This window comes from Mesorhizobium sp. KR1-2 (assembly GCF_040045035.1).
Taxonomy (GTDB): Bacteria; Pseudomonadota; Alphaproteobacteria; order Rhizobiales; family Rhizobiaceae; genus Pseudaminobacter.
Genome location: NZ_JBDZDS010000001.1, coordinates 773,588 through 788,264, shown reverse-complemented (window position 1 = coordinate 788,264; position 14,677 = coordinate 773,588). Strand labels below are relative to the sequence as shown.

Sequence of the window (14,677 nt, the reverse complement as noted above, 5' to 3'; positions counted from 1 at the left end):
CTACTGTGTCCCTTTGAGCCGCGACTTCACGATCAGCGGCTGAATGAAGGGATCGAGTGCCTTCAGGGTCCTTGCCAATGCGCCGCGCATCTCGTCCACCGCCGTCAGGCCTGCGGCGATCATGTTGCGGCGCACCTTATCGTTGAGCAGGAGGAAATTGACCGCGCCGGCGAGCATGTCGGGATCGCGCACCAGCTTGGCGCCGCCACGGTCGATCAGGCGCTGGTAGCTGTCGCGGAAGTTCTGGACATTGCGCCCAGCCAGGATGGCAGTCCTCAGCATCGCGGGCTCGAGCGGATTCTGCCCGCCCTCGGAGGTCAGCGAACGGCCGACGAAGGCGATTTCGGTCAGGCGCAGATAAAGCCCCATTTCGCCAATGGTGTCGCCCAACAGGATGTCGGTATCCGCCTCTATCCGGTCGCCGGCACTACGCCGCGCCACCTTGAGGCCCATGCCGGCGAACTGCTCCGTCAATGCCGCTGCCCGATTGGGATGACGCGGCACGATGATGGTAAGCAGGCCGGGATGTCGCGAGCGCAGCCGCGTGTGCACCTCCGCAGCCACCAGTTCCTCGCCGTCATGCGTGGAGACTGCCGCCCAGGTCGGGCGCCTGAGTATCTGTCGCTGCAGCATCTGGAGCTCCCGCTCGTCGGCGGGCGGCGGAGCCGTGTCGACCTTCAGATTGCCGGAAACGGTGACGGGGCGTGCGCCGAGGGCAGCGAAGCGCTCGCCGTCGAGATCCGACTGCGCCACCACATGGGCGAGATTCTCGAACAACGCCTCGGCCACATAGGCGCGCTTGTGCCAGGAGGCGAAGGAGCGGTCGGACAGGCGGCCGTTGACCAGAACCTGCGGTACGCGCCGCTTGCCGAGCTCCAGGATTGTCATCGGCCATATCTCGGATTCGGCGATGATCGCAAGATCGGGTTGCCAATGGTCGAGGAAGCGGCTGACCGCCGGCTTCAGGTCGAGCGGAACATATTGGTGGATGATGCGATCGCCGAGACGCTCGTCGGCCAGTTGCGCCGAGGTGACGGTGCCTGTCGTCAGCACCACGTTGATGCCGTAGCTCAGGATGCTTTCGATGAGCGGCACCACGGCCAGCGTCTCGCCGACGCTCGCGGCGTGCATCCAGATCAGCGGGCCTTCCGGCCGAGGCCGACCGGCCCGGCCATAGCGTTCACGCCGCCGCGCAGGGTCTTCCTTGCCCTTGCTGGAGCGCCAGGCGACGTAGGTGCCGATCACAGGATAGGCGAGCGAGCCTCCGAGACGATAAGCCGACAGAACGGCGCGCGCCCAGCGTTCGCTCATGGACGACCACCGTCGACGAGGCTGTAGGCCTTTTCGGTGGCCTGGCTCAGCGAGGCCGTGAGCTCCTGACGCTTGCGCTCCATCTCCGCCGCATCGGCATCGGCCGGCACCAGCACCGGCTCCCCGATGATTGCCGCGGAGCGCCCGAAGGGCAGGTTGATCGTCGTCTTGTCCCAACTATTCTCCAGCACCTTGCGCCGGCTGGTGGCGACCGCAAACGGAACGACCGGGCGGCCAGACAGGCGGGCCAGCGTGATGATGCCGAGCCCGGCCTCACGCGGGGTCCCATGCGGAATGTCTGCGATCATGGCGACATTCTTGCCGGCATCCAGCGCCCTTTTCAGGGCGATCAGCGCCCGCGCGCCGCCTTTTTCGAGATGCCGTGAATCCTCACGTCCGCCAGAACCGCGCACCGCTTCGAAACCCAGCTTCTCCAACACAAGCGCATTCAGCTCCGCATCGGCGCTGCGCGACACCATGGCGAGCATTTCCTGTCCCCTGGGCAGCAGGCAGGGCGCCAGGAAGTGCTGGCCGTGCCACAATGCGATGATCGCCGGGCTGAACTCGGCCTGCGACTGCTTCAGGTCCGAAGACCCCTTGGCGAGCGGATTGGTCAGGCGGATAAAGCGCGAAGCGTGCGCAAGAAACGTCGCAATCATGCCCTTGGCGAAGCGGGACTGCGCCAAAGGCTTGCGGATCTTGCGCCAAAAGCTCTTCATGACGCCCGCATTACGTCCTTTCCGGGCCGCGGTCCGGGCGACCGGCGGCGCCACCGTTCCATTCTCCATCAGCTCTGACCGGATGCCTTGCCGCCTTCAGGGTCGAGGAGCCGGTGAAGATGGACCACGAAATAGCGCATATGCGCGTTGTCGACGCTCGCCTGCGCCTTCGCCTTCCACGCCGCCTCGGCCGACTTGTAGTCGGGGAAGATGCCGACGATATCGAGCGCATCGAGATCGCGGAATTCGGTCGTGCCGAGCGTCTTCAGCTCTCCGCCGAAAACCAAGTGCAAAAGCTGCTTTTTTCCGTCTTCCTCGGCCATGGGAATTCCTGAATCGTGTTTGGCAAAGTCGCCACTACCTAGAGCAAAATCGCGCGTTTTGGAACCGCTTCGACGCTTTTCAGCGTTCGGCACCCGAGATCACCCCGGCAATGACCGCAAGCAGGTCGCCACTGCCGGCGACGAGAGCGTCATGCGCGGTCACGGCTCCGGCATATGAAGGCGCATCGCCGGCGGCGTCGAGCAACCGTCCACCCGCCTCGCGCAGGATCAGATCGGCGGCGGCGATGTCCCAATCATGGGCGTTGGGCTTGACGAAGGAGGCGTCCAGCGAGCCTTCGGCGATCAGCGCCAGCCGGTAGGCGAGCGAGGGGATATGCGCAACGCGATGCACCCGCGCACGCCACTCTTCCGGCAGCGCATCGAAAAAAGGCTTGGGGCCGCCGATCTCGATCTGCGGGCCTGGCCTGCGGACGCGGATCGGCAGGCCATTCTTGGTCGCGCCTTCGCCCGGCATCGCCGAAAAGATTTCGCCGCGCACTGGACAATCGAGCACGCCCGCGATCGGGACGCCAGCCTCCACGACGGCCACGCTGATGCACCAAGCGTCCGACCCGTCGAGGAAGCCGCGCGTGCCGTCGATGGGGTCCACCACGAAGGTGCGCCTCGCTGCAAGGCGCGCCGCACTGTCGGCGGTTTCCTCCGACAGCCAGCCATAGTCGGGCCGCGCCGCCATCAGCATCTCGCGCAGGAAGGTGTCGACAGCGAAATCAGCCTCGCTGACGGGCGACTGGCCCGTCTTCATCCAGACTTCCGGATTGCGGTTGAAGTAGCGCATGGCAATATCGCCGGCCTCGCGGGCCGCGGCGAGCAGCAGCGAAAGGTCGTCAGCGCGGTCTGACATGCCGAAAGTGTCAGCTGCCCGCAAGCGTCATTCCTTCGATGAGCAATGTCGGCGCGGCGGTGCCGAAATTGCGGTCGAGATCGTTGGCGGGCTGCATGTTGAGGAACATGTCCTTGAGGTTGGAGGCGATGGTCACCTCCGACACCGGATAGGCAAGCTCGCCGTTCTCGATCCAGAAGCCGGAGGCGCCGCGGCTGTATTCGCCGGTGACCATGTTGACGCCCTGGCCGAACACTTCGGTGACGTAGAAACCGCTCTTGAGCGAACGGATCAGATCCTCGGGCGAGCGCTCGCCCGGCTCGATGGAAAAGTTGGTCGAGCTTGGCGACACGGAAGAGCCGCCGCGCACGCCACGGCCGTTGGTCCGGAGCCCCAGTTCCTTCGCCGCCGACACGGACAGGAACCAGTGGTTCAGAATGCCCTTGTCGACCATCACCAGCTTCTCGCCTTCCACGCCCTCGCCGTCGAAGGGGCGCGACGAGGGGCCGCGCATGCGAAGCGGCTCGTCGATGACCGTGATGGAGGCCGAGGCGACCTGCTTGCCCATCATGTCGCGCAGGAAGCTGGTCTTGCGCGCGACCGAGGCGCCGTTGATGGCGCCGGAAAGATGGCCGGCAATGCTGCGCGCCACGCGCGGGTCGAACACCACGTCGACCGGCCCGGTCTTGGCCTTGCGCGGGTTGAGCCGCCGCACCGCCCGCTCGCCGGCATTGCGGCCGATGGTTTCAGGCTTATCCAGGTCGGCAAAGTGCAGGCGCGAGGAGAAATCGTAGTCGCGCTCCATGCCGGTGCCCTCGCCCGCGATCACGCTGGTGGAGAGCGAGAACCGGGTGGCCGTGTATTGGCCAAGGAAGCCGTGCGAGGTGGCAAGCACCAGTCCGCCCATGCCCGCGCTGGCGCCGCTGCCACCGGAATTGGTCACGCCCGGAACGGCCAGTGCGACCTCTTCCGCCGCAAGCGCGTCCGCCTTCAACTGCTCGGCCGAGACGACCGTATCGTCCGTCAGGTCGAGGTCGCGGATGATCCTTGCCAGCAAGGCCGCGTCGGCCAGCCCCTGGAACGGGTCTTCCGGCGAAACCTTCGCCATGGCAACCGCCCGCTCGGCCAGGGCCGCGGGATCGGAGGCGGCTGTGGCCGAGACGCTGGCAACGCGCTGGCCGACGAAGACGCGCAGCGACACGTCCTCGCTTTCGGAGGCCTCCGTGCCCTCTACCTTGCCAAGCCGCACGGAAACGCTGGTCGAGCGACCGCGCACCGCGACGGCATCGGCCGCGTCGGCACCGGCCTTCCTGGCCGCTTCCACAAGTGCGGCGACGCGACCGGTCAGCCTGGCGGCGTCTTTTGCGGCATCGGAGGTGTCGTTCATTGCGGATTTTCCCAAAATTTGATCCTTGGTTCGCGCCCTTTGGCGCGGCCGCCTGCTGAACCATCTATTGTTCCGCACCCGCTTGTGCAATGGGTTACCCCGAAGACTCAAGGCCACATTCGACTGAAGGACCATACCGCCTGCGGCGGCCGCCTACCGTTTTCCGGCAGCGCGGGCCCAAACGGAGAGCCGAAAGCATGACACCTTTTCACCTTGCCTTTCCCGTGCGCGACCTAGAGGAAACCCGCACCTTCTATCGCGACGTGCTCGGCTGCTCGATCGGTCGCTCCTCCGAAACCTGGGTGGATTTCGACCTATACGGCCATCAGATGTCGGCGCATCTCAGGCCCGACGCGGCGGCAGCCGCCAATGATGGACAGGTGGGTGGCAAGCTGGTGCCGATCCCGCATTTCGGCGTCGTTCTGCTGATGGGCGACTGGCAGGCGCTGGCCGACCGGCTGCAGGCGCGCAATGACATCGACTGGCTGGAAAGGCCCATGATCCGCTTCGCCGGCGAACCCGGCGAGCAGGCGACGCTGTTCATTCGCGACCCTTCTGGCAACGCGCTCGAATTCAAGGGTTTTCGGTCGCTCGAGCAGGTCTTCGCGCATTAGGTCACGTACCGCAAGTATCAGGAAAAACAGGCCATGAGCCAGCAACAAAAACCTGGCCAGACGGCGAAATTCGTCACCGGCTCGACCATGCGCCATGTCGTGGTGATGACGGCGACCGGCTCCATCGGTCTCGTTTCGATCTTCATCGTCGACGGGCTCAATCTGTTCTACATCTCGCTTCTCGGCATCGAGGAGCTTGCTGCGGCAATCGGCTTCGCCTCGACGCTGCTGTTCTTCACCCTGTCCATCTCCATCGGCCTGACGATCGCCTGCGGTGCGCTCGTCGCCCGGGCATTGGGGCGCGGCAGCCGGGAAGACGCCGCGCAGATGGGCGGCGCCTCGATGGTGTTCATGGGCATCTCTACGCTTCTAATCAGCGCGGCGGTGTGGCCATTCCTGCGCGACCTGAACGTGGTGCTGGGCGCAACCGGAAAGACGCTGGAACTGTCGACCAGATTCCTCCAGATCGTGCTTTTCTCCACGCCGGTGATGGCGCTGGGCATGTGCACCACCGGCATCCTGCGGGGGACGGGCGACGCCAAACGGGCCATGTATGTGACGCTGGGAAGCGGCCTGGCCGCGGCCGTCTTCGACCCGATTTTCATCTTCGGCTTCAAGATGGGGCTCGAGGGCGCGGCGATTTCCACCGTGCTATCGCGTTTCGTGATGCTGGCGATCGGCATCCACGGCGCGCATGTCGTCCACCGACTGATGCGCATGCCGGACCGCCAGCGTTTGGCCAGTGCCTTCCGGCCATTCTTCGACATCGGCCTGCCGGCCACTCTGACGCAGGTCGCCACCCCCGTCGGCAATGCCTATGTGACCGCCGAGATCGCTGCCTTCGGCGACCAGGCCGTGGCGGGCTGGGCCATCATCGGCCGCATCGTGCCGATCGCCTTCGGTGTCATCTTCGCGCTGTCGGGCGCGGTCGGGCCGATCCTCGGGCAGAATTTCGGCGCGCGAAAATACGACCGGCTGCTGACGACCATGCGCGACAGCCTTGTCTTCACCGTCGCTTACGTTCTGGCGGTGTGGGCGCTGCTTGCGGTCTTCGCGCACCCCATCGCCGGCATCTTCGGCGCACAGGGCATGTCGCGCGACCTGATCGTCTTCTTCTGCGTATTCGCTGCCGGCAGCTTCCTGTTCAACGGCGCGATCTTCGTCTCCAGCGCCGCCTTCAACAATCTCGGCTATCCGACCTATTCGACCGTGTTCAACTGGGGCCGCTCAACGCTTGGCGTCATCCCCTTCGTCTGGGCCGGCGCGCATTTCTATGGCGCGCAAGGCGTGATTGCCGGCTGGGGCCTGGGTGCGGTCGTGTTCGGGGTCGTTTCGGTGCTGGTCTGCTTCCGCGTCATGCGCGACCTGGCCAGCCGCCCCTTGCCGGGCGCCGCGCAACTGCCCGTGGCCACGAGCGAAGCTGCGACATCGCCGTAGCTAGGCCGCCACCGGCTTTTCACGCTCGCGCAGGGCGGCGTCGACCGCGCGCTTGAGTTCGTCCTTGATGGCGACGGTCTCATGCATGACCGCGTCGACCTTGAGAAAGTCCAGGACGCGGAACCGCGACACCGGCGGTCGCAGGAGAATCTCGGGTCGGTTGTGCTCGAGCTTGCCGGCGATGATGGACTGCATCATCAGCTGTGTGGCCCCGAACATCAGGTCGATGGAATTCGGCTTCTTTCGTCTGAGAACGGAAGGCGCGCCGACGACATCGACTGCGATGACGATATCGGCATCCTTTTCGACCAGGTCGAACGGCACCGGATTGTAGATGCCGCCGTCGATCAGCAACCGGCCGCCGCGCTTGACCGGACTGAAAAGGGCCGGGATCGCCGCCGAAGCGGCGAGCGCCGAATTCAGGTCACCATCGCGAAAAACCCAGAGCTGATGCCCGAAATAGTCGGTGGCAGTCACCCTCAGGGGAATTTTCAGGTCTTCGAATGTGCCCGGGATTTCCGGTGGCAGGAAGGCCTTGAGAACGCGCTCGATGCTGAACTGGGTGACCCGCAGGCCACCCTCCACCATCTCCGCGAGAGAGCCGGGTCGCGCCCGCCACATGCGCATCGCCACCTGGGCCCGCCGTCCGAGGATCGAGCGGGCATAGTCGTGCATTTCCCGGCCTGTCATGCCGGCGGCCATGCCGGCCCCCATGATCGCACCGATCGAGGAGCCGGCGATGGAAACCGGACGGATGCCGAGTTCATCCAACGCCTCGATGACGTGGATATGGGCAAGTCCGCGGGCTCCGCCGCCACCGAATGCGACGGCGAAGGTTGGGCTCATCCATTGCCTCCCTCGGCCGCAGCCGGGCCGATGATCAGTTCGGCGGGGGCGGCGCTCAGCAGCTTGCGCGCCATGGCCTTGGTGTCCTCAAGGGTCACGGCGTTGATGAGGCTGGCGCGGCGCTGGATGTAGTCGGGGCTCAACCCCTGGACCTGAAGCTCCAACAGCGTGCTGGCGACGGCGCTGGACGAGTCGAGGTTGTTGATGGCATAGGCGCCGATCAGGTACTTCTTGGCGTTCGCCAACTCGGTTTCCGTCGGCCCGTCCTTGGCCATCTTGCTCACCACGTCGCGCATGACGCTCAACGTCTCGGCGGCCTTGTCGGCTCGTGTCGAGGTAGCGATCGCCAGCGCCGACGCATGCTTGAAGTTCACCAGCGATGAGTTGATGCCGTAGGTCAGGCCACGCTTTTCCCGAACCTCGTCGAACAGCCGCGAGGAGAAGTCGCCTCCGCCGAGAATATGGTTCATCAGGACCGCGGCGAAGAACTCGGGCTTGTCGCGCTCGATGCCGGGATAGGTCAGCTCGATGCTGGTCTGCGGCAACGGGTAGTCGACACGCACTTCCTGGCCGAGCTTGGGCTGGACATCAGGCACCGGCGTCAGCGACGGCTTCTCCGGAAGGCTGCCGAACAGCTTGTCGAGCTCGGTCTTCAAGGTCTCGGCGTCGATCGCTCCGACGACGGAAATCTTCAGGTTCTGACGAGCGAAGGTCGCCTTGTGAAGGGCGCGAAGGTCGTCGGCTGTAATCGTCGCCAGCGTCTGCTCGCTGCCCTCGCCGCGCCGCGCATAGGGGTGATCGCCATAGAGCGCCGTCGACCATTTGATCTGGGCGGCAGTTTCAGGATCGCGGGCGCTGGCAGCGATGCCGGAAACCACCTGGGCGCGAACGCGTTCCAGCGGCTCCTGGTCGAAGCGCGGCTCGTTGATCGCGGACCGCAGCAGGTCAAACGCAGCGTCCTTCTGCTCGGCAAGCATGCGCATCGAACCGTAGACCGCCTCCTGGCCGGCGCTGAAGCTCATCTCGGCACCGGCATCGTCGAGGCGCGACTGAAAGGTGTCGCTGTCGAGCTTGCCAGCGCCCTCGTCGAGCAAGCCGGTCATGAGATTGGTCAGGCCTTCCTTGCCCTTGGGGTCCTGCGTGGTGCCGCCGTCGAACGCGAAGCGGATCGAGACGATCGGCACGGAGTAGTCTTCAACCAGCCAGGCGCTGACGCCACTTGCGGACTTCACCTGCTGGATGTTCATGTCGGCACGCGCCGGAACCATGCCCGGCAGCAGCAACAGCAGCGATGTTGCGACCGTGGCGACAGCGGCTGCCGCCCGAGCGCGCATATCCATTGTCAGTGTCATGCAACTCATCCAATTCAATTGACAGGGGCGGCGGTCTTGACCGTCGGGATGTCGGCTGGGACCTTGCCTTGGGTTTCGGCGCCGAAGGGCTGAGGCATGGCGGGAGGCGCCTCCGCCGTGTCAGGCTGGGCGTCCTCGTCCGGCAGGAGATAACCCGTAACCGCGATTGAGGGCTTCAGGTACTTCGCCGCGACAGCCTGGACCTGCTGGGCTGTGACCGCACGGACCTTGTCCGGCCACTGCTGCACGTCCTTGACGGTGGTGCCCGTGGTCAGCGCGCTGCCATAGATGTTAGCCATGTTAGACTGCTTGTCGCGCGCGAAGATCATGCCGCGCACGTAGCGGTCCTTGGCCTTCTGCAGCTCCCGCTCGCTCACGCCATCCTTGATGATGCGGGCAAGTTCTGCATCGACGGCACCCTCCACGGCTTCAAGGCCGCCTGGCTCGCGCGGCGAGCCGTAGACCATGAAGCTGGTGTCATCGAGCGCGGAGCCGTCGTAGAAGGCGCCGGCATCCGACGCGATGCCCGTCTTGACGATCAGCTGCTGGTAGAGGCGGCTGCGCATGCCTCCGCCAAGGATCTCCGACAGCAGGTCGAGCGCCTCAGCTTCACCCTGCTTGGCGCGATGGTAGGAGGGAACCACCCAAGCCTTCGAGAAGCTCGGGACGGACACGCGCGCGTCGGTCAGCGTGACCGTGCGCTTGGTGTGCGTCTTGGGTTCGGTCGGACGCTCGCGCGGCGGCAGTTCCGGTCCGCGCGCCACCTTGCCATAGGTCTTCTCGGCAAGCTCGCGAACCTTCTGCGGTTCGACGTCGCCGGCCACCACCAGCACCGCATTGTTGGGCGCATAGTAGCGGTTATAAAACTCGATCGCCTCCGGGCGGTTCAGCTGCTCCATCTCATGCATCCAGCCGATGACCGGAATGCGGTAGGGATGGTTTTCGAACAAGGTGGCCTGAACCTCCTCGCTGAGCAGAGCCTCGGGGCTGCCCTCGATGCGCGAACGGCGCTCCTCCAGGATGACGTCGCGTTCCGGTCCGATCACGTCGTCGGTGAGGATCAGGTTGCGCATGCGGTCCGCCTCGAAGCTCATCATGGTTTCGAGCGCATCCGGCGAGACCGTCTGGTGAAAGGCGGTGTAGTCGTAGGAGGTGAAGGCGTTCTCGCTGCCGCCGATCTCCGCGATCTTGGCGCTGAATTCACCTGCCTTGTGGTTGGTCGTGCCCTTGAACATCAGATGTTCGAAGAAGTGGGCGATGCCCGACTTGCCGGGCGGCTCGTCGGCGCTACCTATCTTGTACCAGACCATGTGCGTGACGACGGGCGCGCGATGGTCGGGGATGACCACGACCTCCATGCCGTTGTCGAGCGTGAAGTCGGCAACGTCTTGTTTGGCGGGTGCGGGTTCGGCAAAGGCCGGAAGAGATGCGGTTGCGATCAGCAGCGCGAGCGGCGCAGCCCAGAGGGTGCTGCGCGGCTTGAACCGCCCAGTTTCAAAGGACATCAACAGGGGCTCCTTGGCTTCTCGTTATTTTTTTTATGACCTCGCCGAGATATAAGTGTGCGCACCCTATCTCGAAAAGTTAACAGATTGTCATCTGTCGTGAGAAAGCGGCCGAAACTGGACCAGAATCGGAAAAATCAGGGGCCATTGAAAAAAATTGAGGTTTTGAGGCAGAAATTTTCACTTTTTGCCGGCCGCGCGCCTCAGGCGCGCTCGATCAGCCGGATTATCGTATCTCCATAAGAGCGCTCGTCGACGACGGCAAAGCCCGGGCCGGGGTCGAAGGAAGCAGCTGCGCTCTCCTCCACCACGCACAATGCATTTGACGCAAGCCAGTCACCCGCGAGGGCAGACCGGAGTGCGGCCTCGCCGAGACCCTTGCCATAGGGAGGGTCGGCGAAGACGAGGCCGAAGGGTTGGACCGTGCCGGCAGGCCCCAGACCGGTGGCATCGCGGCGGAAGATCTTGGTGCGGCCTGTCAGGCCGAATGCCTCGACATTGGCGCGGATCAGCCCGCGCCCTTCCACCGACTCCTCCACGAACATGCAGAAGGAAGCGCCCCGAGACACGGCCTCAAGGCCGAGCGCGCCGGTGCCGGCAAACAGGTCCAGCACCCGCGCGCCCTGCAGCCGGTCGGCGTAGCGATGCGCCAGCACGTTGAACAGGGCCTCGCGGGTGCGATCCGTGGTCGGCCGAATCGAGTTGCTGCGCGGCGTGGCCAGCGGCCGGCCGCGAAACTCACCGCCGACGATCCGCATCGCCCTTGCCCCTGCGCGGACCCGACGGACGGTCGCCGCCGCCGCGTGGTCCCCTGCCCTCGTCGCCTTCACGGCGCGGCTTGCCGAAGCCCGACTTGCCGCCGCCGGGCTTGTCGAAGAACGGCTTGCCATGATGGTGCTTGGCCGGCTTGCCGCGGGCTGGCGCTTCTGCCTTGTCGGCAGCCGCCTTGCCCTTGCCGATCGGACGCGCACCCGGCGCCATCCAGACATTGGCCTTGCGCGGGCCCGGCGTCTCGAACGGCCGGCTTGGGCGATCACCACCCGGCTTTTCGCCGCGCGGGAATTTTGGTCCGCGCTCGTGCTTGTCGCCCCGCTCGTGCCTGTCACCCCGATCCGGCTTGAAACCGCGATCCGGCTTCGTCTGCAGGCGGTCGCGCATGTCTTCGCGGTGACGTTCGTCGTCACGTTTGCGATTCCGCTTGATCAGTCCGCCCTCGCCGATGTCGAGAGGGCGCGGCGCACGCGGCGTCCTTGCAGGCGCAGCCCCCTCGGGAGCCTTGCTGAACTCGCGCCGTACAGGCTTGTTGGAGAACGGCTTCAGAATGTCGGCGTCGAAATTGGCGCCGGATTCCTCGATGAGCCTCTCGCCAAGCTGGTCGCGCAGCGTGCGCCCGCTCAACTCCTGGACGTGGCCTTCCGGCAGTTCGCCGAGTTGGAACGGGCCGTAGGAGATGCGGATCAGCCGCGTCACCTCAAGTCCGAGCGCGCCGAGGATGTTCTTCACCTCGCGGTTCTTGCCCTCGCGCAGGCCGACGGTGAGCCACGCATTGGTGCCCTGCGACCGGTCCAGAGAAGCTTCGACCGCGCCATAGAAAACGCCGTCGACCGCGATGCCGTCCTTCAGCCCTTCCAATTGCTTCTCGTCGACCTGGCCGTGCACGCGAACGCGATAGCGCCGGAGCCAGCCGGTGGCCGGCAGTTCCAGAACGCGCGACAGGCCGCCGTCATTGGTCAGCAGCAGCAAGCCCTCGGTGTTGATGTCGAGGCGACCGACCGTCATCAGCCGCGGCAGATCGGCCGGCAGGATGTCGAAGACGGTCTTGCGGCCTTCCGGATCGCGGTTGGTGGTCACCACCCCGGCGGGCTTGTGGAACAGGAACAGCCGGGTGCGCTCGACAGGCGGAATGACCTCGCCATCGAGTTCGATGTGGTCCTGCGGCATCACGTTGAAGGCCGGCGACGTCAGCACCTGACCGTTCACCCGGACGCGACCAGCGGCGATCAGTTCCTCGGCGTCGCGGCGCGAGGCGATGCCCACGCGCGCCAACCGCTTGGCGATGCGCTCGCCCGGTACGTCCTCTTCCTTGCCGTGGGCGCGAACGAATGGCTTGCGCGCCGCGCCTTCGGGCCTGGCCCCTCTCGGCCTATCGCCGTGCGGGCGCGGACGACCTTCGAAGCCGCCCTCGCGCGAGCCGTGCGGGCGATCGAACCGCCGCGCCGGCCGTTCGCCGCGCTCATCCTCGTTGCGATTCTCCCGCGAAAAACCCTCGCCTCTGGCCGCCGCCCGTTCGAAGCGACCGGGCCGCGGGCCCTCCCGCTTCTCGAACGGCCGCCCTTCGGGACGTGGCCGCTTCTGAAAGCCGGATCCACCTTCCTCGCGCGGCCTGTCGTCGCGCCGGAACTCGCGCCTCGGCCGCTCGGCATCGCCATCGCGCGGGCGATCGTCACGGCGAAAATCGCGCTTGGGGCGCTCGCCACCGGCAAAGGCATCGTCGCGCCGCTTGGCGTAGGGCCTGTCCCCGCCGTCACGCTCACCGCGCTTCACGAAGGGTCTGGCGCCCTCCTCGCGCGGACGGTCGTCGCGACGGAACTCGCGCTTGGGGCGCTCCGCGCCCCCGGCTGCGTCGTCGCGCCGCTTGGCGTAGGGTCTGTCCCCCCCGTCACGCTCACCGCGCTTCACGAAGGGCCTGGCTCCCTCCTCGCGCGGGCGATCGTCGCGACGGAACTCGCGCTTGGGGCGCTCCGCGCCCCCGGCTGCGTCGTCGCGCCGCTTGGCGTAGGGCCGGTCCGCTCCATCGCGTTCGCGCTTCACGAAAGGCTTGGCGCCTTCGGCGCGCGGTTTGCCTGCGAATCCGGGCTTTCCGCCCTTGCGCGGCGCGTCGTCGCGCCCGCGCGGTCCGCCCGTTTTGGGTCCGCCTTTGCGCGGAAATTTCTTTCGATCATCATCCATGTGGCATTTGCCTTTCCGGGGCGGTAGATAACAGGAACACTTCACAGTTGCGAGGGAATAACGGCGTGAAACGTCCAGATTTCATGGCGCTGGCGCTTGCCGAGGCAAAGGCCGCCGCCGCGCGCGGCGAGGTGCCGGTGGGCGCGGTTCTGGCTGACGGCAACACCGTCGTCGCCAGCGCCGGCAATCGAACTCGCGAGCTCAACGACCCCACCGCCCATGCAGAGATGCTGGCGATCCGCGAAGCGACGCAAAAGCTATCTGCGGAGCGGCTGACCGATCTCGATCTCTATGTGACGCTGGAGCCCTGCACCATGTGCGCAGGCGCGATCTCCTTCGCGCGCATTCGCAGGCTTTATTTCGGCGCGGCGGACGAAAAGGGCGGCGCCGTGGTCAACGGCGTCCGGTTCTTTTCTTCCCCGACATGCCATCATGTGCCGGAAATCTACTCCGGCATAGCCGAAGGCGATGCCGCCTCGTTGCTCAAGGACTTTTTCCAGGCGCGCCGCGAGCCCTGATGGGCCAGCTGGCAGCGCAATTGTCTTACCAAGGCAGGACGTCGCGCCAGCTGCTCTTGCCGGCAGCAGCCTTCAGGCGCCGCTCCTTCTTGTATTCGTCCTCGCCGACGTCACCGACCGGCGCAGAGTCGGCCGGCTGGCGATACACAAGCGGCGGCTCGCTGAGATATTTGCGCGACGTCGAGCTGCCCTGCTTGCTCTCCGCCAGACGCTTGTTGAATGCCTCGCGCTGATCTTTTTCCGAACCGGGCTTGCCGACGCCGGAGTCGCCGCTGCGCGGGGAAGCTCCCATAGGCAACTCGGTGGCTGAAGACGCTGCGCGCACGTCGCCTTCGATTTCCGGCCGCCAGCCCGGGGTGTCGCGATTTTGCGTGGCCTCGGCGCGAAGGCGCGCGCGGCGCTGCTCCGGCGATTCAGGCCAAACCGTGTTCTCGGCCGTCACGATATTGTTCTGCGGTGCCGGCAGGTTGGGCTTCTCGCCCGTCTTCGGCCGCACCAGTTCGGGGCGCGGCTTGTAATCGATGTTGCCGCGATTCTTCGGCGCAACGGAGAGAATGCCGCTGACGTCGCCGACCAGCTGTGCGCCCGAGGTCTTATCGGTCCCGTAGGTGGGAGAGCTCATGCAGCCCGAGAGCGCGACTCCGGAAGCCAGCAACGCAAGCAGCGACAGGCGCGCGCGCGTCTTTTCAGTCAAGCCAGAAAATTTCACTGCAATCCGCCTCTCGCTCTCGCCAAATACCGGACCGGAGTCCGGATATCTCCCGTCACCCTCTTCAGACGAGATTCCGGCGACAATTTGTCGACCGGTATCCCGCGCTTTTAGCGCAAGCGGCCCCGAAGGGCAACGACCGCCCGGCCGTTGCCCTCGGAGTGTT

Annotated in this window: 14 protein-coding genes; 3 read left to right on the top strand and 11 right to left on the bottom strand. The window is 65.6% G+C overall.

Annotated features, from left to right (window positions below; all coding sequences use genetic code 11):
* From waaA to ABLE85_RS03765, 5 genes are all read right to left on the bottom strand, one after another.
* On the bottom strand, window positions 1-1,311 hold the full coding sequence (gene waaA, locus ABLE85_RS03785) for a lipid IV(A) 3-deoxy-D-manno-octulosonic acid transferase (protein ID WP_348791333.1): 1,311 nt from the start codon (window positions 1,309-1,311) through the stop codon (window positions 1-3).
* Entirely contained in the window at window positions 1,308-2,030 is a 723-nt protein-coding gene (locus ABLE85_RS03780) for a lysophospholipid acyltransferase family protein (RefSeq protein ID WP_348791332.1), read from the bottom strand. Before ABLE85_RS03780 ends, waaA begins: the two co-directional genes overlap by 4 nt.
* 68 nt (window positions 2,031-2,098) lie before the next feature.
* Window positions 2,099-2,353, bottom strand: a complete 255-nt coding sequence (locus ABLE85_RS03775; protein ID WP_348791331.1) for a DUF4170 domain-containing protein — start codon at window positions 2,351-2,353, stop codon at window positions 2,099-2,101.
* A gap of 79 nt (window positions 2,354-2,432) precedes the next feature.
* Window positions 2,433-3,215 (bottom strand): 3'(2'),5'-bisphosphate nucleotidase CysQ, encoded by a 783-nt coding sequence (locus tag ABLE85_RS03770; RefSeq protein WP_348791330.1) that lies wholly within the window; start codon window positions 3,213-3,215, stop codon window positions 2,433-2,435.
* A gap of 10 nt (window positions 3,216-3,225) precedes the next feature.
* Window positions 3,226-4,581 carry a TldD/PmbA family protein gene (locus ABLE85_RS03765; protein WP_348791329.1) on the bottom strand — a complete coding sequence of 452 codons (1,356 nt, stop codon included), beginning with the start codon at window positions 4,579-4,581 and terminating at the stop codon, window positions 3,226-3,228.
* Window positions 4,582-4,778: 197 nt separating this feature from the next.
* Between ABLE85_RS03765 and ABLE85_RS03760 the strand changes: the two genes are divergently transcribed.
* Together ABLE85_RS03760 and ABLE85_RS03755 are read left to right on the top strand one after the other, a co-directional pair.
* Window positions 4,779-5,195 (top strand): VOC family protein, encoded by a 417-nt coding sequence (locus ABLE85_RS03760; RefSeq protein WP_348791328.1) that lies wholly within the window; start codon window positions 4,779-4,781, stop codon window positions 5,193-5,195.
* Window positions 5,196-5,228: 33 nt separating this feature from the next.
* Window positions 5,229-6,632, top strand: coding sequence for an MATE family efflux transporter (locus tag ABLE85_RS03755; RefSeq protein WP_348791327.1), 1,404 nt, complete (start codon window positions 5,229-5,231; stop codon window positions 6,630-6,632).
* Here the strand turns inward: ABLE85_RS03755 and ABLE85_RS03750 are convergent, their stop codons facing one another.
* The 5 genes from ABLE85_RS03750 to ABLE85_RS03730 form a co-directional block, all read right to left on the bottom strand.
* Window positions 6,633-7,478 carry a patatin-like phospholipase family protein gene (locus ABLE85_RS03750; protein ID WP_348791326.1) on the bottom strand — a complete coding sequence of 282 codons (846 nt, stop codon included), beginning with the start codon at window positions 7,476-7,478 and terminating at the stop codon, window positions 6,633-6,635.
* Complete coding sequence (locus tag ABLE85_RS03745; protein WP_348791325.1) at window positions 7,475-8,830, bottom strand: pitrilysin family protein; 1,356 nt, start codon at window positions 8,828-8,830, stop codon at window positions 7,475-7,477. The genes ABLE85_RS03750 and ABLE85_RS03745 overlap by 4 nt, the downstream gene beginning before the upstream one ends.
* Window positions 8,831-8,844: 14 nt before the next feature.
* Window positions 8,845-10,335 carry a pitrilysin family protein gene (locus ABLE85_RS03740; protein WP_348791324.1) on the bottom strand — a complete coding sequence of 497 codons (1,491 nt, stop codon included), beginning with the start codon at window positions 10,333-10,335 and terminating at the stop codon, window positions 8,845-8,847.
* Between the two features lie 203 nt (window positions 10,336-10,538).
* Entirely contained in the window at window positions 10,539-11,093 is a 555-nt protein-coding gene (gene rsmD / locus ABLE85_RS03735; protein WP_348791323.1) for a 16S rRNA (guanine(966)-N(2))-methyltransferase RsmD, read from the bottom strand.
* Window positions 11,074-13,284, bottom strand: coding sequence for a pseudouridine synthase (locus tag ABLE85_RS03730; RefSeq protein WP_348791322.1), 2,211 nt, complete (start codon window positions 13,282-13,284; stop codon window positions 11,074-11,076). The genes rsmD and ABLE85_RS03730 overlap by 20 nt, the downstream gene beginning before the upstream one ends.
* A 65-nt stretch (window positions 13,285-13,349) precedes the next feature.
* Between ABLE85_RS03730 and ABLE85_RS03725 the strand changes: the two genes are divergently transcribed.
* Window positions 13,350-13,802, top strand: coding sequence for a nucleoside deaminase (locus ABLE85_RS03725; protein WP_348791321.1), 453 nt, complete (start codon window positions 13,350-13,352; stop codon window positions 13,800-13,802).
* 25 nt (window positions 13,803-13,827) lie between these two features.
* Here the strand turns inward: ABLE85_RS03725 and ABLE85_RS03720 are convergent, their stop codons facing one another.
* On the bottom strand, window positions 13,828-14,496 hold the full coding sequence (locus ABLE85_RS03720) for a hypothetical protein (protein WP_348791320.1): 669 nt from the start codon (window positions 14,494-14,496) through the stop codon (window positions 13,828-13,830).
* Between the last annotated feature and the right edge of the window lie 181 nt (window positions 14,497-14,677).

Excerpts from the sequence above, each read along its gene's own strand:
- waaA (WP_348791333.1), bottom strand. The coding sequence starts at position 1,311 with ATGAGCGAACGCTGGGCGCGCGCCGTTCTGTCGGCTTATCGTCTCGGA.
- ABLE85_RS03780 (WP_348791332.1), bottom strand. The coding sequence starts at position 2,030 with ATGAAGAGCTTTTGGCGCAAGATCCGCAAGCCTTTGGCGCAGTCCCGC.
- ABLE85_RS03775 (WP_348791331.1), bottom strand. The coding sequence starts at position 2,353 with ATGGCCGAGGAAGACGGAAAAAAGCAGCTTTTGCACTTGGTTTTCGGC.
- ABLE85_RS03770 (WP_348791330.1), bottom strand. The coding sequence starts at position 3,215 with ATGTCAGACCGCGCTGACGACCTTTCGCTGCTGCTCGCCGCGGCCCGC.
- ABLE85_RS03765 (WP_348791329.1), bottom strand. The coding sequence starts at position 4,581 with ATGAACGACACCTCCGATGCCGCAAAAGACGCCGCCAGGCTGACCGGT.
- ABLE85_RS03760 (WP_348791328.1), top strand. The coding sequence starts at position 4,779 with ATGACACCTTTTCACCTTGCCTTTCCCGTGCGCGACCTAGAGGAAACC.
- ABLE85_RS03755 (WP_348791327.1), top strand. The coding sequence starts at position 5,229 with ATGAGCCAGCAACAAAAACCTGGCCAGACGGCGAAATTCGTCACCGGC.
- ABLE85_RS03750 (WP_348791326.1), bottom strand. The coding sequence starts at position 7,478 with ATGAGCCCAACCTTCGCCGTCGCATTCGGTGGCGGCGGAGCCCGCGGA.
- ABLE85_RS03745 (WP_348791325.1), bottom strand. The coding sequence starts at position 8,830 with ATGACACTGACAATGGATATGCGCGCTCGGGCGGCAGCCGCTGTCGCC.
- ABLE85_RS03740 (WP_348791324.1), bottom strand. The coding sequence starts at position 10,335 with ATGTCCTTTGAAACTGGGCGGTTCAAGCCGCGCAGCACCCTCTGGGCT.
- rsmD (WP_348791323.1), bottom strand. The coding sequence starts at position 11,093 with ATGCGGATCGTCGGCGGTGAGTTTCGCGGCCGGCCGCTGGCCACGCCG.
- ABLE85_RS03730 (WP_348791322.1), bottom strand. The coding sequence starts at position 13,284 with ATGGATGATGATCGAAAGAAATTTCCGCGCAAAGGCGGACCCAAAACG.